Origin of the sequence: Streptomyces sp. NBC_01445, from assembly GCF_035918235.1 — a bacterium.
In the GTDB taxonomy this organism is placed as follows: domain Bacteria; phylum Actinomycetota; class Actinomycetes; order Streptomycetales; family Streptomycetaceae; genus Streptomyces.
Genome location: NZ_CP109485.1, coordinates 2,253,437 through 2,272,751 on the forward strand (window position 1 = coordinate 2,253,437; position 19,315 = coordinate 2,272,751).

General features: G+C 68.7%; 13 protein-coding genes. 5 read left to right on the forward strand and 8 right to left on the reverse strand.

Annotation, left to right across the window (positions count from 1 at the left end; translation table 11 throughout):
- Positions 1 to 10: 10 nt before the first annotated feature.
- From OG574_RS10555 to OG574_RS10565, 3 genes are read right to left on the reverse strand one after another with little or no spacing between them, the layout of a single operon-like run.
- Positions 11 to 1,282: a TIGR02679 family protein gene (locus tag OG574_RS10555; RefSeq protein ID WP_326772952.1), complete on the reverse strand. Its 1,272-nt coding sequence runs from the start codon at positions 1,280 to 1,282 to the stop codon at positions 11 to 13.
- Positions 1,279 to 3,300 (reverse strand): TIGR02680 family protein, encoded by a 2,022-nt coding sequence (locus OG574_RS10560; protein WP_326772953.1) that lies wholly within the window; start codon positions 3,298 to 3,300, stop codon positions 1,279 to 1,281. Before OG574_RS10560 ends, OG574_RS10555 begins: the two co-directional genes overlap by 4 nt.
- Complete coding sequence (locus tag OG574_RS10565) at positions 3,285 to 4,145, reverse strand: hypothetical protein (RefSeq protein ID WP_326772954.1); 861 nt, start codon at positions 4,143 to 4,145, stop codon at positions 3,285 to 3,287. The genes OG574_RS10560 and OG574_RS10565 overlap by 16 nt, the downstream gene beginning before the upstream one ends.
- Before the next feature lie 788 nt (positions 4,146 to 4,933).
- On the opposite strand from OG574_RS10565, the gene OG574_RS10570 reads away from it, so the two are divergent.
- The 5 genes from OG574_RS10570 to OG574_RS10590 all read left to right on the forward strand — a co-directional run bounded on the left by OG574_RS10570 (position 4,934) and on the right by OG574_RS10590 (position 12,510).
- Complete coding sequence (locus OG574_RS10570) at positions 4,934 to 6,070, forward strand: hypothetical protein (protein ID WP_326772955.1); 1,137 nt, start codon at positions 4,934 to 4,936, stop codon at positions 6,068 to 6,070.
- A gap of 907 nt (positions 6,071 to 6,977) precedes the next feature.
- On the forward strand, positions 6,978 to 7,160 hold the full coding sequence (locus tag OG574_RS10575; protein WP_326772956.1) for a hypothetical protein: 183 nt from the start codon (positions 6,978 to 6,980) through the stop codon (positions 7,158 to 7,160).
- 90 nt (positions 7,161 to 7,250) lie between these two features.
- Entirely contained in the window at positions 7,251 to 9,182 is a 1,932-nt protein-coding gene (locus OG574_RS10580; protein WP_326772957.1) for a DUF6519 domain-containing protein, read from the forward strand.
- A gap of 13 nt (positions 9,183 to 9,195) precedes the next feature.
- The gene (locus tag OG574_RS10585; RefSeq protein ID WP_326772958.1) at positions 9,196 to 11,811 is read left to right on the forward strand and encodes a vWA domain-containing protein; all 2,616 of its coding nucleotides are present in this window, start codon (positions 9,196 to 9,198) and stop codon (positions 11,809 to 11,811) included.
- 303 nt (positions 11,812 to 12,114) lie between these two features.
- Positions 12,115 to 12,510, forward strand: coding sequence for a hypothetical protein (locus OG574_RS10590; protein ID WP_326772959.1), 396 nt, complete (start codon positions 12,115 to 12,117; stop codon positions 12,508 to 12,510).
- Here the strand turns inward: OG574_RS10590 and OG574_RS10595 are convergent.
- Genes OG574_RS10595 through OG574_RS10615 form a run of 5 tightly spaced genes read right to left on the reverse strand, consistent with a single transcriptional unit; the run spans position 12,492 to position 19,315 of the window.
- Positions 12,492 to 16,142 (reverse strand): hypothetical protein, encoded by a 3,651-nt coding sequence (locus OG574_RS10595; RefSeq protein WP_326772960.1) that lies wholly within the window; start codon positions 16,140 to 16,142, stop codon positions 12,492 to 12,494. The two genes, OG574_RS10590 and OG574_RS10595, sit on opposite strands and share 19 nt — an antisense overlap.
- Complete coding sequence (locus OG574_RS10600; RefSeq protein ID WP_326772961.1) at positions 16,139 to 17,755, reverse strand: baseplate J/gp47 family protein; 1,617 nt, start codon at positions 17,753 to 17,755, stop codon at positions 16,139 to 16,141. The genes OG574_RS10595 and OG574_RS10600 overlap by 4 nt, the downstream gene beginning before the upstream one ends.
- A gap of 13 nt (positions 17,756 to 17,768) precedes the next feature.
- Positions 17,769 to 18,134, reverse strand: a complete 366-nt coding sequence (locus OG574_RS10605) for a GPW/gp25 family protein (RefSeq protein WP_326772962.1) — start codon at positions 18,132 to 18,134, stop codon at positions 17,769 to 17,771.
- Positions 18,135 to 18,149: 15 nt separating this feature from the next.
- Positions 18,150 to 18,512, reverse strand: a complete 363-nt coding sequence (locus OG574_RS10610) for a hypothetical protein (RefSeq protein WP_326772963.1) — start codon at positions 18,510 to 18,512, stop codon at positions 18,150 to 18,152.
- The gene (locus OG574_RS10615; protein ID WP_326772964.1) at positions 18,509 to 19,315 is read right to left on the reverse strand and encodes a phage baseplate assembly protein V; all 807 of its coding nucleotides are present in this window, start codon (positions 19,313 to 19,315) and stop codon (positions 18,509 to 18,511) included. The genes OG574_RS10610 and OG574_RS10615 overlap by 4 nt, the downstream gene beginning before the upstream one ends.

The window sequence follows — 19,315 nt, forward strand, 5'->3', positions numbered from 1 at the left end:
GCCGACGTCTCTACGCCTGGCGTGACAGGTCGGCCACCAAGAGGTCGAGGGTGGCTTCCTCGTGGAGCGCGACGCCGAGGGCGGTCATGGCAGGAGCGAGGTCCGGGTCCCAGTCTGCGCTGACCGGCGGGCCATCGAGTGCCAGTTGAGGGATGCCCTCAGTCTGACTGCGCGCGGCCAGGTGCTCGTAGTCCGCGGCGCCCATGCGCCAGGACAGGGCTTCGCAGCGGCGGATGACTCGGTTGGCCAGGGCGATCCCTGGCCAGTCGAAGTCGCCGTGGTACGCGAAGCGGCAGCCTGTGGTGGCAAGGGCGTCGAGAAGCGTGAAGACCACCGTGGCCGCGCTGCCGGACGTGCAGACCACGGGCTGTGCGCAGGCCGCGTCAGCGGCGGCTTCCACCACGCGCGGGTTCTCACAGATGTGGATGAGCGTGCCAGTGGGGAGTTGCAGCCGCAGAGTGTGCAGGTCGCGCGGTGTGAGGTGGGCTTCGGCGTTATGCTCGGCCCGTTCTCGTAGGCCGCGCTCCTGCCAGCCCTCGCCTTCTGGGCGTAGCCCATAGGTCAGCACCGTGCTGGAGACCTCGTCCGGCGTGACGGATACCAGTCGCCACAGGGCGCGTCGGCCGGCCGCGTCGTCGGGGAACTCGGTGTCATGGGCGAGGGCGACGCCGCGTTGGACGAGGCGTGCGAGCCAGGTGCCGTCGTCCAGGCCGTGCGCGGAGCCGGTCGCCATGGCGGCGAGTTCTCCTCGGCCGAGTGCGCCGTTGCGCTCGGGTCCAAGGACAGTGGTGAGGACGTGGACGGCCTGTTGGAGTGTCTGTATCGCCGCTTCGGGCGGCACTCCTTTCGGAACGCCGGCACGGCGCAAGAGGTCGTACCACTGCCGGGGCCATTCCTGGTTGGCGAGCGGGGAGGCGTCCAGCGACGAAGTGAGGGACGTCCACACTTGCTCTCGCCGTGCCGCCAGGTCCGCGCGGGCGGCACGGCGGTCGTTGAGTGGCGGGCCGAGTTCCTCCAGGGTCTGTCTGAGGCCGAGTGCGGCGGCCGAGGCGCGTAGCCGTGCGTCGAGGATGTCGAGCCGCACGGTCACAGTGGTACCGGTGAGGGGTTTGCCCAGTAGGAGAGACAGGTCGTTGCGTTCTTGGGTGTTCACTTCGGTCAGCCGGAGGGAACCGGTGGCCTGTACACCGTTGCTCTCCAGGCGCTTACGTGCCCCCTGCCAGAGCCGGGTGAGTCCAGGTCCCGTCAGCCAGTCGCGTGTTGCGGCGGGTAGCGTGCTCATACGGACACCAGACGCCGGTGCCGGCCGTTCCAGGTGTAGTGCAAGGTGGCCACGCCGCGCACATGGGGATCACGCAGGCACTCGTAGATGTGCAGGGATGGAACTTCGGGCCAGTTGCCCATGAGTCGCTCGCTGGTGAGGACGAAGTCGAGATCGAGGTCGACGAGGATACGGCCCAGTCGTCCATGGGTGGGTTCGTCGACCTTCGCGAAGGCGTCGTCCAGGAGGATCAGTCGCGGGGCGTGCGGGGCTGACTCGGCGAGGCTGCTGAAGTGGGCGGCGGCCGCGGCGAAGAGCACGAGGTAGGAGAGGACCCGTTGTTCGCCTTGGCTGAGACCGGTCCGGCCGGTCAGTTTCCGTCGACGGCCTGGGGCCGCGTCCTCGACCACGAAGGTGTGGAAGCGGAACCAGTCGCAGTAATCCAGCGCGGTCCGCAGATGGGCGGCGTAACCGGCTGACGGGTCGGCACGACGGGCGTCTTCGATCCGGCGTTGCAGTACCTCGCGCAGTTGCTCAGTCTGCTCGCGCGTCCTGAGGCTTGAGGGACTGCGCAGCAGCTCGACGGCCGCGCGCACGTCCGCGTCTACGTCTTCGTCCAGCTTCCACATCAGCTCGACGCCGAGACCGTGGGATGTGCGTACGGTTCGCAGGGTGTCGTTGAGAGCCGCGACCAGGTTGGCCGCGGTGATGACCTGTGCCGAGAGGTGGTCGCCGAGTTCGCCGGTCAGGAACCTCTGGAACACCTCACGTTCGCGCTCGGTGAGCCGTCCCCGGGCCTCTGCAGCCTGGACCGCGATCCGCTCGCCCACGGCCGCGACGTCATGGGACCCGTGGTCGTCGACCAGGCGGCACACCTTGATTGCGTCGCGCTCCTCCAGCTGAGCGTCGAACCCGCCGGCCAGTTGGTCGCGTAGTTCGGTGTGGCGGTTGAGCAGGGTGCTGTCCGATACCTCGCCCTTCGGGCGGCCGAGGGCGTGTTCCACAGCGTCGGCCAGTGCCCGCAGTGCTCGCAGACGGGTGCGGACGTCTGCGCCGGGATCGTCCGACACGAATGGGGGCAGCGAGGATCTGTCGAGCCCGGAGCCGCTCACCACCTCCGGTCGCCCGAGGGCACTGCGAAGAGCGCTGCCGGTGTCGATGACTGACTTCTCCTGGTCCGCCAGGTTCTCGCGCAGACGCTTCTCGTCTTCTTCCGCGCGGACGCGTAGGTCGTGGAGTTGGTCGCGGTCTCGTTGTGCCGCGGGCAGGGCGTGGACGGCGTTCGCGATGTGCTGCTTGGCCTCCTGCTCGCGGGTAAGGATCTCCTCCTCGGACGACCCGATGGCCTCCTCGCGGGTGCGCAGGTCCTGCTCAGCGGTGCGCAGTCCGGTGAAGCGGAGCCGGTAGCTCTCGTCCGCGGCCAGGCGATCCTCTCGGGCGCGTCGATACCGGTCGGCATCGGCCTGGTGAGCGCCGAGCCGCTCGCCGGTGCTACCGACGGCCCTGCGCAGATGCCCGATACCGCTGAGCAGGGCAGCAAGTGCGGTGCGTACGCGGTCCAGGGCGGTTCGGTCGCCGGGCAGGTCGTGGGCGGTTGCGGTGGCATCCGCCTCGGCACGCGCCGATACCGCGAGAGCGCGGGCCTCCTCGGCCAGCCGTGCCGCCCGGGTCGCCTTGGCGGTCAGATCATGCAGCGTCCGCTCTGCTGATTCGGTCCTGCTCCAGGCGTCTGCGAGATTTCGTGCCCTGGGGAAGTCCCGTTCCGTGCGCGTGAGCGCCCGGCGCATGGCATCAGCTACGACGAGCTCCTCGCGGACGGCGGCCAGTTGCTGCTCCGTCTGCGCGATCCGCTCCTCCAGCTCGGCGAGGATGCGCCGCCGGGTCTGTGCGCGTACTGCGGCCCCCACGTACTCGGTGTCGCGTTTGTCGTGACGGCCGCTCAGCACGCCCAGACGCCAACTGCCGTCGTGAAAGACCGCGTTGTGAGCGGAGGTCTGCTGTGCGGGTGCGAGTGAGATGGTGGTCAGTAGACGCTCCACCTGCTCGGCGGTGACCCGCAACCCGGTTCAGGGGCCGGGCGCAGGGCCGAGGCGAGAGTCGGCCCGTGCGACAGCACGGGGCCGGGCCCAAGGACGGTGTCCCAGGTGAGGGGATCGAGAAGGACACCGTCCGCGCCCACCCACGCGTCCAAGATTCCACTGGCCTCCAAGGCTCCTTCCAGGCCGGCCCGGTCGGCCGGAGCCAGGTCGTCCGCGAAGTCCACCAGCCGGTAGAAGGGCGCTCCGCTGCCCGGCGTCCTCGCGGCGACACGATGGTGCGGGGCTGGCGGCTCGGGGTCGGTCCGTTGCTCCCAGCCTCGTTTCTGTTCCGCCAGGCGGTCGAGTTCCTCGCTGAGCTGGCTGACGGCGAGCGCCAGGGCGTCCCGGCGTCCGGTGAGTTCTTCGCCGTACGACTCCAATGCGGCCTGAGCGGTCCGTCGCGCCTGGCTGTCGATGTCGGGCGGCAGAGAGCGGTCCGCGAACGGCGCGTCGACGGAGGTCTCGCAGCCGACCGAGGCGTGGACGGCCTCCAAGGGTGGGCAGTCGGGGCCCAGCGCAGTCTGCGTGTGCGTCGTCCACTCGGCGACTTGGCGGGCGTAGGCGCCGCTCTCCTCAGCGACCTTTTGACGGCTGGCGTCGAGATGAGCGGCGGCCTCTTCCGCCTCGCCCTCCAGCCGTTCCCGTTCGGTATCGGCCTGAGCCGCCCTGGCCCGGACTTCGTCCGCCCGTGCGATGAGGCGGGTCACCTCCTGGACCATCCGGGCCCGGTTTCTCGTGACCGCCTCGCCGTCCTCCAACTGGTTCTGCCAGGAACGCAGCCCTTCCTGCGTCGTGACTGTGTCCACACGGGCCACCGATCGGTGCCCTACCGTGCGCGTCTCCCCGTCCGCAGTCGTCAACTCAGTCTCGGTGGACTGGGCAACAACCGTGCGCGGCAGGGCCACCGCCTCGCCGAGATGGCCGGTGGGAAGCCCGGCCTTCTCCGCCTGCGTGAGCAGCTCTCGGTGTTCGGATCCCAACTCGGCCAGCCGGCTTCCGAGGTGTGCGACCCCTTCGGCCAGCCGCTCTGCCGAGCTCTCCTCCGCCTCGTGTGCGTTGTGCAGGGGTCAGATCAGTAACTCAGATTCCGATTGCACGGCTTGGCCGACCAGTCCCGTTGCCAGGAGAACCCCTTCGGTGTGCCATGCCGCTTTGCGCTCGGCTTCCGACGAAGCGGAGGTGTCCGCTGCCGCTGTCGCCACTTCCCCATACCGTCCAGCACATCGGTGAGTGGCTATGTACGCGAGTTGCGGCTCTGGTCCGCTTCTGAAGTTGAGCCAGAACCCAAACTGGCGAACAAACGCTGCTGCCGATAGTGAACTTTAGCGGACATTAATGCTTCGAGCAGGGTGCTGCCTTTCGCTATAACCGCTGTGGCCCGTATGACACTTCACCCATTCGGGTCAGGTCGCCAGAAGGAGCAGCAGCTGCCTGCTGATCTCAGCCCGGTTCAGCTGGCAACGCAAGGCGTGCCCGTGCTTCACGATCCGCGGCCTCATCCCTTGAGCGGAAGGCCCAACCGTGAAGCACACACACCTGCAGTTTGACCACAGGGCCGTTCCAATTCGCCAGCGGTATGGGAGGATCCGTCGCCATGACCACACAGGCGTCGCACGATGCCCAGGCAGACAGTACGCCGCTCCCGCATCAACGACGTCCCGACCAACCGCCCCACTTGCGGACAGGTTTGATTGACCTCAGCGAAGGACACCTGTGGCACGAGCGGCTCGGAACCGACCTACGCGCCCTTGGTATCCAAGACCCAGTCCCGCTACGCGTACGCGTGGCGCTGCGCCGCCGAGCTCACCTGACCACCTGGACACGCAGGCTCCTCACGGGCGCCTGCTGGGCGATCAGCGCAGTTCTGGTCAGCACCTTCAACAACACTCTGGTCTGGTTTGTTGGAACACGAGACGACGAGCCAGTTGGCGATGACCAAAACCCCCTGCTACATCACCAGCTTCTCCCGCTCGGGCTCCTAAAGCCACCCCAGGTGGTCTTCTTTCGCGAGCTCTCCCCGGCATTTCAATCTCTTTCGCTGACCCTCATCGGCGCCCTGGCCTTCGGCCTCGTCTGGGCGGCAGCCATGTACTTGGTTTCGTTCCTCGCCAAGCACGGTCGGCCATCGGTCCTCACTTGGTTTCTTTGCGCTCGCCGGTACGCCCTCGTTATGCAGTGCGCGGACGCTGTGCACGCCTGCGCCGAGGCCCACGGCGCTGGCGGCGAGCGACAGGCCTCCGCCCTGCGAAGAGTCTCGAGACAGTTGCGCGTCGTACTACGCAACCTTCCTGACGCCCCCTCGGCACGTCGCTCTGTGCCGCGCTTTTCCTCCCGTAAGCGTGCGCTCAAGGCACATGCCCGGCACGTCGTTGGCGCACTCCGAACCATCGAGTTCAAGATTGACAGCGAGCCTGACGTAGCCCTCAGGGAACTGTCGTGCGCCCTGGTGCAGGTCTCAAACCGCTACTGCCACGCCCGACTGGGCGTTCTCCTGGACGAGCACTACCTGAAGGATGTCGAACAGCCGCCCAACCGGGAGCTGCTGCGGTGGGTCCTGGCCCTGCTTGTCGCCGGCGGCTCTGTCACGGGCCTCGCCGTCAGCGGGGTCCTTCCTGAATCCGCCGAACCCATCGTCTACGCCATTGCCATCCTGCTCTCCTTGACTATCGCGTTCGGTCGGAAGATTCAGCGCAGCGTCGAAATCCTCGCTGCGATCACCGGTGGGCCCTGAAACGGGCCTACCCACAGGTCTGCCTGTTCGACAGCCGTGGCGAATGCCTCGGTCTGCGGCTGCCTGGCTTGTGGCAGCGGTCAGCGGTGGCAGGTGCCGCCCGGTTGGCCGGGGTGTTGGAGACCGCGGAGATGTCGTGCCACTCCGGCGCCGACGCCGTACCGCCGGAATTCAGCGCGCTCAGGATCCGCTGGCAGTCCGACTCCAGCACCGTCACCGTCAGGCCGTCGGCATCGTCACCGTGCCGGAAGTGTGCTCCCAGCACCCGCGAGGATGATCCCAAGCGCGCTTCCACCTCCATGCCAAGAAGAGGTGTGCGGCTGTGGCTTGCCTGAGCCGAACAGCAGTCGGCCGCAGACCTCGAAGACACCTGGCTCGTTCGCCTTCGCCACTGCTACATGCCGGGGGCGCAGTGGCCCATGCAGGTCCCCGTCACGAGCCGAGCCGGCGGGGAGGTGCGGCGGGTGCTCCCGGCCGGGCAACCGACCGTGAGCCGGCGGTGCTGCCGCTCGACGGGGACGAGCCCAGGGGCTTCTTCTGGTTCGACCCCAGCGGAGGAAGCCGGCTCTCGTCGGTCGACATCGACGTGGCCGGATGTACGGACCACTTTCCCAGATCACGGCCGGACCGACGGCGGACAGCAACCCCTCACCCGTCCCCCTTCCCGACGGCAAGACCATGTTGCCTTACCGCAGCGACCGCAATGTCCCGTTCGGCCGACTCGATAGCGATCGATTCCGGACGGCGAACGGCGGCGACGAGCTCGCTGCCCCGGAGCGGGTGACCGTACGCAGATGCGCGGGGTCCGTCAGTGCAGTGCCCACCGACGCGGAGCGCAGCCAAGGCCGCGGCCTGTTCGGCGAACTCTGCGACTACACGCCCCCAACGCGCAGATGACGGTGGGCTGTTGCCCGATGAGCGGGACGCCCCGAACGCCATCGGCCTCCACCTCGGCCGAACCGTCGCCAGGAGGTCGCTGACGCATGACGACGCCGACCGGATGCGGCAGCTCCTCGATCGCTTCCTGCCCGTCAATCTACGTGCCACGGTCGTGCCGCTGTCGGGCGAATTCGCGGAGGAGGACTCATGATGTCGCATGGCGGCCCGCAAGAGGCGATCGCAGGAAGGGCGGTCTCCGTCGATGAGGAAGGGCCACCTTCTGCAAGGGAGAAGGGACATCGTGGCTGTGATCTCGACCGACACGTTCGATCCACTCAAGCGCTATGTACGGGTCAGGCTGCAGCAGGGTGTGCCCATCGTGGACGCGGACGTCAACGAGCGGGAGGACATCCAGAAGTTCGAACTGCGGGCCTTCCTCAAATGGTTCGTCGGTGATGGCGTCCCGGAGGGAAACGAAGGGTTCCGGATCAAGGGCGAATCACTGGAGAACGACTTCTGGATCCTCTCCGGGGTGTCGGTGGCGGACGACGTCGACCCGCTGTCTCGTGTCGGGAGGTGCCTGGTCGACGGCCTGGACGTGATGATTGAGCTTCCTGTGAGGTACGCCGCTCAAAAGCTGCACGAGTGCCATGGGGCGGCGGCCGCGGAGCTCGCCGCCAGATGGGGCGTTCCGGTGGTCCCAGCGCTCGATTTCCCCGCCGCGGACACAGTGCTGGTCTACCTTGACGTGTGGGAGCGGATGGTGATGCCGGCCGACGAGGCGGAACTGATCCACAGCGGCCTGGGGATCGAGACCTGCGCCCGGCTCAAGCGGGAGTGGGTGGTCCGCACCCGGGCTGGCGACGCGTTGCCAGCTCCCTCCAACGGTCACGTGTACACCGCGCTGGCCACCATCAGACGCCGCGAGAGCGACAAGTCCGTGCAACCGGACGACATCACGGACCGCCGCCAGCGCCGGTTGCTCGTCCCACCCGCCAGCTTGATCGAGGACGTCCTTGGTGTCGATCCCATGGACTACCGGCGAGGGCTGAAGAGGCCGCCGATCAGTCTGCGAGATGCGATCAACGCCCTGCTGCGCGGGGAACTCCCGACCACCCCCGACGCTCCGGTCGAGGGATCCGGGTCCTCTCAGGCGATCAATCGGGCGTTTGCCGTCGACGGCGACGGACTGGTGGCCGTCTGGTCTGCGCCAGCGGGAGGCTCGGACCAGGTGTTCGCCGCACGGATGGATCTGGCCGACGTCCGGAGCGGTTTCATCGCCCCACCCCACCAGCTCACGTCGGTCGGACGTCACATGCTTCCCCATGCGGTGCCGCTGCCCGGCGGTGACCTCCTCGTCGCGTACCAGTCGGGAACCGGGCCCAACTCCGACGTCTTGATGAAGCGCGGCCCGTTGCCCGCTCTGGCAAGCAAACTGGAGATTCCTGTCGCGGATACACCCAATGTCGCAGAGAGCGCGCCCTTCCTCACGGTGACAGAGGGTCTGGTCACCGTGTTCTTCAGCCTGACGGCGGCGGCGACGAGCTCGTGGCACTACCGTCGCCAACGGCACACGTCCGGTACCTGGGAGGACACGGAGCCGCGCCAGCTGTCCGCGCTCAAGCAGATTAGCAACGACTTCCATGCCGCTGTGGATTCCGAGCACATGGTCTGGGCGGCCTTCCGGGCCGAAGGAACTGGCTCCAACGACATCCGGGTGTTGCGATTTGATCCGACCACGGCTGCCGTCCGCCACGAGGAGAGCTTCGACTCCGGCGCCGCTGACGAACAACCGTTCGTGCTGTGCACCCGTGGGGACACGTGGGTCTTCTGGACGTCCCGCACAACGCTGAACAGCTCGCTGCGAGCACGGCGATTCCACAACAACGCCTGGCAGCCGATCGAGACCATCCCCACGCCCGGAGACACGAACGCGACCAAGCCGTGCGCGGTGGAGGACGCGGACGGTGCGGTATGGCTGATGTGGAGGGCGAGCGACGCAGAGACCGCCGAACTGATGGTGATGCGTCGTGACCCGGAATCCGGCGAATGGCATGGCGCACGGCAGCTGACCAGGTCACTGGGGAACGAGGGGAACGACAACGACTCTCCCTTCGCTCTGGTCGCCCCCGACAAAGCGATCTGGATCTTCTGGGCCAGGGCCCAGAAAAGGAAAATGGATCAGGAATTCGTCACGTACATCTACCACAAGCGACTTGTCACGGTCGTTTAGGAGGAAGGCAGCAATGGCCGTGCCGAGCATCAGCCCGGGTACCACCGGATCACCGGTCTACACCGTCCACCACTCCAAAGGCCTCGTCGCGGACCTCAGTCTCGACGTCGGGATCTCGCCGCCCTTCCCCGCCTTCGAGTTGAGGTTCCCCGACACCGGCGACGTGGTGGTGAGCCTGGTCAGGGCCTTCAAGGCGCTTCCTCTGCTGCCCGGCCCTGTCGATGACACCACCACCTTCGCCAAGCGACGGATTGTGTCCGAAGCTTCACCGGCCGGAACGGACATCGTGCTGACCGTCGAGATCCAGGCCACCTCGGCGGCAACCCCGGGAGAGAAGTGGTCCCTGCGCGTTCAGTCCGGAACGGAGCAACCTCTCTGGCAGTTCAGCCAGGCCGAAAACACGCCCTCGACTCCGACCATCACTCGCATCATGTGCGACCCGGCGGCGGGCTTCACAATCAGCGCTCCTGCGCTTGCCGACGGGACGGTGCGCGAGGGTATTCCCGTCACACTGACCGCCGTGCCGCCCTTCGGAACGGCGGCCGACCCCACGGTCGTCGGAGCGCCCAAGCCCTCTGTGGCGCACAAGTGGAGCACGACCGGTGGCCTAGCAATTCCGGCCTTTCCCGCGTGCTCGCCCAGCCCCCTGCTGGTGTTCACCTCGCCACCCGTGTACGCCGCCAGGAGCGTCGACATCACCGAGGACGTATGGTTCGAGACGGGCTGCCCGGGTCCCGCCGGGATACTGAACAACACGTCCCCCTCCCAACAGTTGACCATCGAGAACAGACCGCAGCACCTCGCCGTCGTACTCGACCGTTCGGGCAGCATGAGCGGTGACCGCTGGACGCAGGCGAAGACCGCCACTCAGGTCCTCGGCAACCTCTTCACGGCGATGCGCGCAGGGGTCAATTCCGCCGACCGGATCGAACTGCTCGTGTTCGAGGACGGGTCCTGCACCTGGCACACGGTCGCCGACCCACTCATCCAGCCCGTGCTGGCGGCCACCGATCTCGGCTCGGCCGACGTCGCGATCTGCTCGGTGAACTTCGGGGACGCTGGCTCCTGCACACCGATCGGAGACGGCCTCATCCGGGCGATCGACGATCTCGGTGCACTGCCCACGCAGGGCGATCCGAAGTACACCATCGTCCTGCTGACGGACGGCTACGAGAACAGCGGATCGGTACGGGTGTCTCCCAACAGTCCTCTGCCCGCGGGCGCTTCCGGTATTCCCCTGTTCGGGGTGGCGCGGCAGTCCGGGGCTGTTCGGCAACGGGTGCACCAGCACCTGTCACTCTTCACCATCGGCTTGGGGGCGACTGTCCAGGAGGACGTGCTGGACACGTTGGCCACCCAGTCACAAGGCGTGTACCGGCATGTCGACGACCCGGCCGACATCGCAGACGCCCTGACTCAGGTCGTGAAGTACGCCCTGGGGGTTGAGCGCGTCAAGCTGGAGCCGCCGGAACAGCTCCCTCCACCGGAACAACTGTGGCGTGAGGTCTGTCTTGAACCCGGCGTCAACCGACTCGCGGTCGCCGTCATGTGGGAGGACCCCAACGACACCCTGGAGTTGTCCTGGCAGCAGGAGCAGGACAGTGGATGGACTACCGTCGCCGCCGCCGTCAAGCAATGTGAAACACATGGCTTCGTCTCCGTCGATGTCGCATCGCTGTTCGGCGGAGACGAGGACTCGGTGCCGGCCACCCGGTGGCGCGTAGCACATTTGGACAGCGCAGGCGTCCCACTCCCCCTGGTGACGAACGAGCCTCTGTTCTTCATCGATCTCTTCGTCCGTGTCGATGTCGTCTTCGACCGCGAGGTGTACAGCACGGGGGATGCGATGACCATGACCGCCCGCATCAGAGCCGGCGACGAACCGGTGACACGGGCGACCGTGAGAGTCGAGCTGGCGCGGCCGGGAATGTCGCTGGGTACATTTCTGTCGACCCATGGTGCCGAGTACCGGCCCCCTCAGCAGGATACGACCGATCCGCATGCGCCTAAGGCCCTCATGCTGGCGTACCTGTTGGGACAGGCCGAGATGCCGGACGGCCTGCCTGTCACCGGGCCGCAGTCGATCTTCGAGGACGGTTCCGACGAATTGTTCGACGACGGCGAGCACGGTGACGGCGAGGCGGGCAACGGCAACTTCACCAACCGGTATACGGATCTGGACAAGGAAGGCACGTACACCTGGCGCTTCGTCATCGAGGGCGAGACACCGGACGGCGCCCCCTTCTCACGGGTGGTGACACTCTCCAAGTGGGTGGGTGTCGCACCCGACCCGGAAAGCTCGTCCGTGACAGTGGAGGAAGGGGACTTCACGCGCATCGTGGTCTGGCCCAGGGATCATAGAGGAGAGTTCCTTGGCCCCTTCCGGCCTCAGGACGTGATCTTTACGTCCAGTCACTGTCCCTTCCTACCGGGCAGCGACGAAGGAGATCCCAACGGAGTCCGCTATCCCTGCAATGACGGCGGAACCATCCTCAGCCGGTACGACGGCGGGTACAGCCGTGACATCGATCGCACCCCTGGGACCCCCAACACGGTGACCATCACGGTTAAGGGCTTCACCTTCCCACCCGTCGTCATGGGAGAGCGGAACGAAGGGACCGAGCCCTGACCCGGCGATCAAGGCTCTCCCTCTTCTGTCCCGGTACGGGCCGTTCGGCGAAGGCGTGGGCGAGCTCACGGTCCAGCCGGCCCGGGTCCGCACCATCCACTCGCCATTGTGGCGGGCGCAGGTCTCGGTGCCGAGCCCGCTGTGGACGAGTGCAGGCTCGTCGGTCGGGGTCACCAGCCGCTCCCACACGTCGAGATCGACGAGGACGGTGTCCTCGCCGGGGAAGTCGAGCGGCGGGACCAACGGTACGTCCCAATGGGCGGCGAGGTCGGCTGCCGGCGCCCCACGGCTCTCGTGCAGTAGATGGTCGGTGTATCTGACGGGCTCGTCGATCATCACGTCCAGGCCCTCGACCAGGCACCGCCCGATGCAGGAGAGCGCGTCGACGGGCTCAGTCCCGGGGAAGCCCGTCAGCACCCAGAAGTCCTTGTCCAGCGACCTTCCCTCGACCCGGAAACCGTTGTTCCCTTCCGAAACGCCGTCGCCGACAAACCACTTGAGGAAGGCGCGCAGTTCGAACTTCTCGATGTCCTCCCGCTCGCTGACGTCGGCGTCGACGATGGGTACCCCCTGCTGCAGCCTGACCCGCACCTAGCGCCGCAGCGGATCGAAGGTGTCGACAGCCACGATGACGCTACTCCCCCATCTCTTTCTCCGGCACGGGGCCACCGTGCAACTCATCATTGTTCGTTCTCGTGAAACTCGCCCGACAGCGGCACGGCCACGACACGCACATTGACGGGCAGAAAGCCCTCCAACAACCGCCGGACCCACTCGGCATCCGCGCGCGTCAGCGCACCGTCCGCGCTACTCCGGTCGAGATGGACCGTGATCGTGTTGGGGGCGTACCGCTCGTGCGGCAGCAGGCGGTCGCCGGCGGGCCTTTGGGGTGTGTAGTCGAGCAGATCCCCGAACTGGCCCCGGTTCTCGTTGCGCGTCCGGTCGCCGAGCGTCGCGCTGACAGACCCGGCGAACCTGCGTACGGTCGCTTGCTCGGAGGCACGACGGGTGCCCGGGCCGCTCTCCGACGGGGAATCAGCGTGGCCAAGTTCGCCGAGCGGGACATTGCGGTCGCTGCGAAACAGCAGCAGCGTCGTCCCGTCGGAGAGCGTGACGGCTGCCGGATGTCCGTCCGCGGCCGGTCCCGTGGTGATCTGGACCGGTAGTCCTGCCGCTCCCACCGACGTGACATCCACCCACCAGAGCTGGCTCCCGCCCGCGCGATCGGAGCGGAAGAACAGCCTGGCCGCGCCGCCACCGAGCGGAAGTACCGACGGCCCCCGGTCGGTAACCCGTCCCGACGGCTCCGCGCCGCTCACAGGCCGGGTCGTAACCGACACCGGTTCACTCCATGCGGCCGTCGGTTGGTCGCAGTGGCGCAGCCGGAGGAGCCAGGTGTCCTCGGGGTCGGCCGTTGCCTGGCGCTCGGCCCAGGCCAGCCACAGCCGTGTCCCCTCCCGTACGACATGGGGGTCGCGGTCGCCCGCGCCTGCGGAAGGGAACCAGAGGGGTGCCGCCCACGGCCCGTGCAGGCCGTGGATCAGGCCGGTGAACGGCGTGGCTGGGTCGGTGACGTGCTGCCAGCGGCCGTCCGGGCCGCGACGGGCCAGGCCACCCGCGGTGCCCACCCAGATTGCGCCGTCCGGGCCGGCGGCCACCGTTCGGCAGTCGTCGCTAGGCAGCCCGTGGGCCACGGTGTGGAGCCGTACGTCCCGAGGCGACCGTACTTCCACCAGGCCGCCCACGGTCGCGAGCCAGAGCGGCCCCGCCGTGGCCGGTTCAGGCACCGCCGTGCTGAGGGCCGGCTCGCCGAGGGCGCACCGGACGTCGGCCACGGCCAGGCCGAGCCCGGCCGCGGCCAAGTCGAGGGGGTGCGCCGTGCCATCGGGAGCGATGCGGCAGGCGCCGCCGCCCGTCGCGATCCAGACCGAGCCGTCGGGCACGGGCGCGATGTGGCGGACGTCCGTGTCCTTCAGTCCGTCGGCGGTCCGCCACGTCCGCCATGTGCCGTCAGTGCCGTGCCGAGTGACGCCGTCAGCGGTGCCGAACCAGACCGCTCCCGTGCCGTCGGCGACGACGTGTCGTACGTCGTTGGAGGGAAGCATGCCGCCGGATTGGTCCACCGTCACCCAGGAGCCGTTCGGGCGGCGCGCGCTGGCTCCGGCGCCGTGGGGGAACCAGACCGTGCCGTCGAGCGCCACGGCCACCGCGCGCAGGTCGTCGTCGGCCGGTCCCCCACCAGGGGCGGCCGCGGTCATCACCGTGACGGTGCCGTTCGGTAGCCGTACGGCGGCCCCGGCGGCGGTGGCGAACCACTCGCGTCCGTCGGCGTCCACGGCGACGCCCCGGACGTCGTCGTCGGGCAGTCCGTCGTCCGTCGACAGCGCCGTCCAGGTGCCGTTCTCGGCCTGCACGGCGACGCCGGCCGTGGTGGACACGAGCAGTCGACCGTCCCAGCGCGTTCTGGCGAGGCGCCACGTGCTGCCCGTCCAGGTGCTCCAGAACAGCCGCACGGCATCGTCGGACTCTGCCACGGCCGTACAGTCCGCATGGCGGCCCACCGGGACGCCGTTGACGCACGAGGCGGGCTCCCAGTCAATCGCCGGGTCCCAACCGCCGCGCCCTGTGCGGTGCCGGTCGCCGAAGCCGAGGGACCGAGCCGCGGTCGAGGCGGCCAGGTCGACCCGGAGCTCGACGTCCGGTCCCGCGTTCTTCGTACTTAGGGTCAGGGATCCGTCCGGGGAGACGGCGGCGACGACGCCGGTGAGCATGGTTTCGACGGCCGCCGCGACCTCTGTCGCCGTGGCGGCTCCTGGATCGGCGTAGTCGGAGGCGTCCACCGTGAACGTCTCGGTTGCCCCGTATCCGGTCACCACCATCCGGGCCCCGACGACCAATGGGAAGGGTCCGCTCGCGGCTCCGCGCAACTGCGCCGGCGTGAGCGGACGGTACGCACCTCGGCGCCAGCGCAGCCGGGCCGCAGCTGTCCCCGGATGTTCGACCCAGGCTAGCCAGGTCCAACCGTCGGCCAGGGCGACGGCCGCCGGATCGGCCTCTGGGGCGACGGGGCGCTCCTCCACGGGCCGACTGTCGTACCAGCGCCTTCCGAGGAGGGGTTTGACGGTCAGGCGGGGCGGGCCGTCAGCGGTGTCGGCGTGCACGACCGAGACCCGGCCCCGCGCGTCCACGACCGTGGCGAGCCTGCCCTGGGGCGCGCCCCGCAGTGAGACCAGGCCCGCCGAGGTGGGGGCTCCGGGGGCTCCGGTCCTCGTCCCGCCGGCCGGCTCGGGGCCGTGGGAGACGAAGCCGGGCACCGGGGCGTCGACGTCGACACCCCACCAGGAGTCGTCCCGCAGTACCGCCGCGAAGAGGTTGCGCTGGGGGGCCGCATTGCTCCGCGCCACGTGCTGGACAGACTCTGATACCAGCGCGGACCGGCCGGTGTGGTGGCCGACGACGGCACACAGCGCCGGGACAGTACCGACGGCTCCGTACAGACGGGTCGCCGACGCGATCTCGTCGCGCTGCCCGGCGATGTTCCCGTGGGCAGTGAGCTCCCAACCGATCCACTGGGCCAGCAGGGGGAGGAACCGGTGGTCAACCGAGGTCACGTCCCTGAGGGCGAGCAGGCCGTGGGCCGAACTCCGCAGGGCGTCGAGTCCCGCACCGAAGAGGTCCGTGAACCGGCGCAACTGCCCGCCGGCCGTGGATGCTTCGGGAAGCAACCCGGTCGCAGCATCGGGTTCGCGGGCCACGGTGTCGTGCCGCCGGTACACCTCGGGGACGAGGTCGTAGAGGTTGCGGTGGAGCCCGTGGAGGTCACCGGGTGTCGCGGTGGCCTGGAGCTCCTGCCGTGTCGCGGCGTCCGCCTCGGGGGCTTCCAGCCGGTAGTAATAAGTGACCCCCGGTACGAGGGCCTTGCCGGTACCGCCCACGTCCAGGAGCTCGACCTCCTGCCGCAGCAGGGAGTGGTCGGGGGCGAGTACCGTGCGCAGGACGCGACGCAGCCTCTCGTCCGGGGCGCCTTTCACCACCTCCAGGTACGTGGTCGTCTCCTCCCTGATCCGCAAGTCGCCTTCGGTGCGCTCGCGGGCGGGAAGTTCGGTGGCCACGAGCGACGGGTGCGTGGAGAGGAACGCGTCGGAGGTGTCGTACACGGTGTACGGATCCTGGGGCTCCAGCGGCGGGAAAGCGAAGTCCCGGCGCTTGCGTCGTACGACGAGGCGGGGCGCGGCCGCCCGGCCGGCCTGGACTTGCGGCAGCAGTGTCCAGTGGAGCCAGACGCGGCGCCCCATCAGATCCGCTCGCGCGGTGAAGGTCTCGATTCTCATGGGGCGCTCGCGCCGACCGTCACGTCCAGGGTGCCGAGGACGGGAATCTCGAACGTGTGGATGGTGAGGCGTTCCTCGGTCTCCCGGTCTGCCGTGACGGCCTCGCGCAGGAACGAGGGGAGTTGGGCGAGTGGAGGTAGGTCGTGCCGGGCGAGTTCAGCGTCGAGATCGAGGACCGGTGAGTCCTGGCGACGCAGCCGTGAGATTGTCGCGGACACGACGCCCGGAACCGATTCGACGGCGGCAAAGAAGTCGCTCTGGTAAAGCGTCTGCCCGAAGTCGACCCGGTCGAAGGCGAGAAGCCGGCCGATCACCGCCTCGACCTCGCCGACCACGCTGTCCGGGGCGAAGCGGCGATCGACGAGGAGCTGGATCGAGATGTCGACAGGGACGGGCTGCGCGTCTTGGACGTGCACCATGGTGCCGGCCAGCCGCTTGGTCTCGAAATAGCCAGTCAGGCGCTGCCGGAGGGCTTCCGAGACGGGGCGCCACTCGTCACCGGCCGGTGCAACGTAGAGGTCGACACGGTTCCATGCGGTGCTGTGCGCACGCGCCTTGGCGACCCAGCCGGTGCCGTGGGCGACGGCGGCGAAGTCCTCGACCGTGACCGCTCGGCCAACCGACCGGAAGGCGAGCGGGGCGTTTTTGATGGCATGGTCCGCCCGCTCGGCGTCACTGCCGCCGGCCGCGGGCCGCGGGTTCGTGACTCGGTGCAGCTCCGCGATCTCGGTCGCGGCTTGCGAGATCGTTCCGGCGACGACGTTTCCCGCCGAGCCCTGGCAGACGCGGTAGGTGGCGCGGACGTTGTCGGTGCCGGTCCTCGGCGGCCGCGCGGAGCCGAAGACGACGTGCACGGTGCCGGAGCCGTCCGTGAGCAGCCGGTAGTGCCGGGCTTCGGGGTCGGAGGGCACGACGGGGACACCTTCCGTCGTGTCGAAGAGCAGGGCGTCCTTGCGCTCCCATGCGACCCAGTTGGCCCCTTCGTTGATCTCGACGACGACCGAGGAGGTCACCACGCGCTCGTGCGGCAACGCGAAGCTCTGGCCGGGCTCGCCTGTGGAGGATCCGATGACGACCGCCGGGTCCGTCAGGCGGCTCTGTTCGACCGGCAGGCCGTCGTAGTGGACGAGCGGGCCGGCGTCAGGGTCGGTCGAAGATCGCATCTGATCGGAGAGGAGGGCCAGTTCCAGTTCGGGACCGAGGTAGGTGAACTCCACGGGGGCGCCGTCCTGGGGCCTGGTGGTGAACCGGTCACCGTAGTGCAGGGTGACGGTGCGCGGAGCCTCGGGGCACCGGAAGGTCAGGGTCAGGTCGGCCATCGCCGGTGCCGCCGGGTACAGCTCGTACCCGATCAGCCGCAGGAGGTCCACGATGCCGTTGCGTTCGGAGGCTGTGCGCGGGAACAGCTCGCTGGCGATCCGGTCCTGGTAGTAGAGGACCACGTCGCCCATGTAGGCGAACAGGTCGACCATCAGCATCCCGAGGTCCGCGGGAGACCGGTCGGTCCACTCCGGCAGGCGCTGCTCCGCGAGGCGGAGCAGCGCGGCCCGGAGGGACCCGAAGTCCTTGTCGGTGTAGTCGATGGCCGGCGGTGCGGTGGAGGTCTGGTTCACGGCGGTGGCTCCCTCAGCTCAGCGGCACGGTGATCCGGCCACCGACCGAGTCTTCGGCGCGGACGTAGTCGAGTTCCAGGTGGAGCTGGCCGTCGGCGCGGGAGACCCTGGCGCGGGTGACCACGATCCGCCGGTCCCAGCGGACAACCGCCTCGTGGGCCTGTTTGCGCAGCAAGTCGGCGGTCACGTCGTCGTCGGGTTCGTGGACCAGCCCGTGCACGCGGGTACCAAAGTCGCGCAGCATCGGCCGCTCACCCAATCTCGTGAGCAGGAGAGCCTTGAGGTCCTCACGGATCTTGACGTCACCGGCCGACCAGGCGACCCCTCCGGTCCGCGGGTCAATACGGAACGGGAACGCCGCTCCTCGTACCTCGGGCATGACGGTCCCTTCTGATCAGTCGAGTGGGCAAGGCGGCGGGGCGGGCAGGGCGGGCAGCGGGGGCAGCGTCGGAGGGGCCGGTAGGCCGGGCAGTGCGGGCTTGGGCACCGGGATCGCCGGGACCGGCGGCGCCGGCAGGCCGGGCAGCTCGGGCACCGACAACCGGGGCAGAGCCGGCGGCACGGGCACGGCCGGCACCCCCGGCAGTGCGGGCTTCGGCACCGGGATCGCCGGGACCGGCGGCGCCGGCAGGCCGGGCAGCTCGGGCACCGACAACCGGGGCAGAGCCGGCGGCACGGGCACGGCCGGCACCCCCGGCAGCGCCGGCTTCGGCACCGGGATCGCCGGGACCGGCGGGAAATGGCAGCGGCTCGTCACTTCACCACCACCGAGCTGGTCAGGTGCACGGCGTCGTCCAGCGGCAGCAGCTTCAGCTCGGCAGATGCGGTGGTAGCCCCGCCCGGAGCGGGGTGGGTGTGGTTGAGCATCTTGTTCCAGAGCGCGGTGAACGCCGTCCCCAGGATCGTCGGCTGCCCGGCACCGGTGCCTACCGCGACATGGGTGGCGTCCAGGACGACGGTGTCCGCGCTGAGGTGCACGGTGTCCCCGGCCAGGTTGAGCGTTGTGCCCTTGGGGTTGACGAACGCGGTTCCGCTCTCTCCCATCACCAGATGGTTGCCGTGCTCCTCGACCAGCGTGGTCGTCCGTTCGGCAGCGTCGAGATGCAGATGCGAGCCCTGCCGGTTGGCGAGCAGCACACTGCCGTCGTGGTCGATCGAGACGAAGGCGTCGGTGGCGTGCCGGATCAGGATGCGCTCCTCGCCCTCGGTGTCGACGATCTCGATCGTGTGGCCGGCTTCGGTCTGGATCACCCGGTGGCGGGGAGGTGAGACTCGGGCCTCCTCGGGCGCGGTGCCGTCCGGGTACCAGACGCCGGCCCACACGGCGCGCGTCGTGTCTCCTGCCTCGAACTCGACCCACACGTCCGTGCCGACGGGCGGGACGAAGAACTGCCCGTACGGCAGGCACGGGACGGCGGGCACGTCGGCCGTGGGCCCGAACACGTCGGGGACGGTCACCTGGAGCGTGCCGCGGTGCAGGTCGTCCCTGTTGTCGACCACCTTGCCGCGGTATTTGCCGTAGTAGCGGCCAACATGACGGCTCAACTCGTCGGACTGCAT

Bases quoted from the DNA above. Each gene is read 5' to 3' on its own strand.
- OG574_RS10595 (WP_326772960.1), bottom strand. From the start codon at position 16,142: ATGAGAATCGAGACCTTCACCGCGCGAGCGGATCTGATGGGGCGCCGC.
- OG574_RS10555 (WP_326772952.1), bottom strand. From the start codon at position 1,282: ATGAGCACGCTACCCGCCGCAACACGCGACTGGCTGACGGGACCTGGA.
- OG574_RS10605 (WP_326772962.1), bottom strand. From the start codon at position 18,134: ATGCCCGAGGTACGAGGAGCGGCGTTCCCGTTCCGTATTGACCCGCGG.
- OG574_RS10590 (WP_326772959.1), top strand. From the start codon at position 12,115: ATGGTCGGTGTATCTGACGGGCTCGTCGATCATCACGTCCAGGCCCTC.
- OG574_RS10570 (WP_326772955.1), top strand. From the start codon at position 4,934: ATGACCACACAGGCGTCGCACGATGCCCAGGCAGACAGTACGCCGCTC.
- OG574_RS10615 (WP_326772964.1), bottom strand. From the start codon at position 19,315: ATGCAGTCCGACGAGTTGAGCCGTCATGTTGGCCGCTACTACGGCAAA.
- OG574_RS10585 (WP_326772958.1), top strand. From the start codon at position 9,196: ATGGCCGTGCCGAGCATCAGCCCGGGTACCACCGGATCACCGGTCTAC.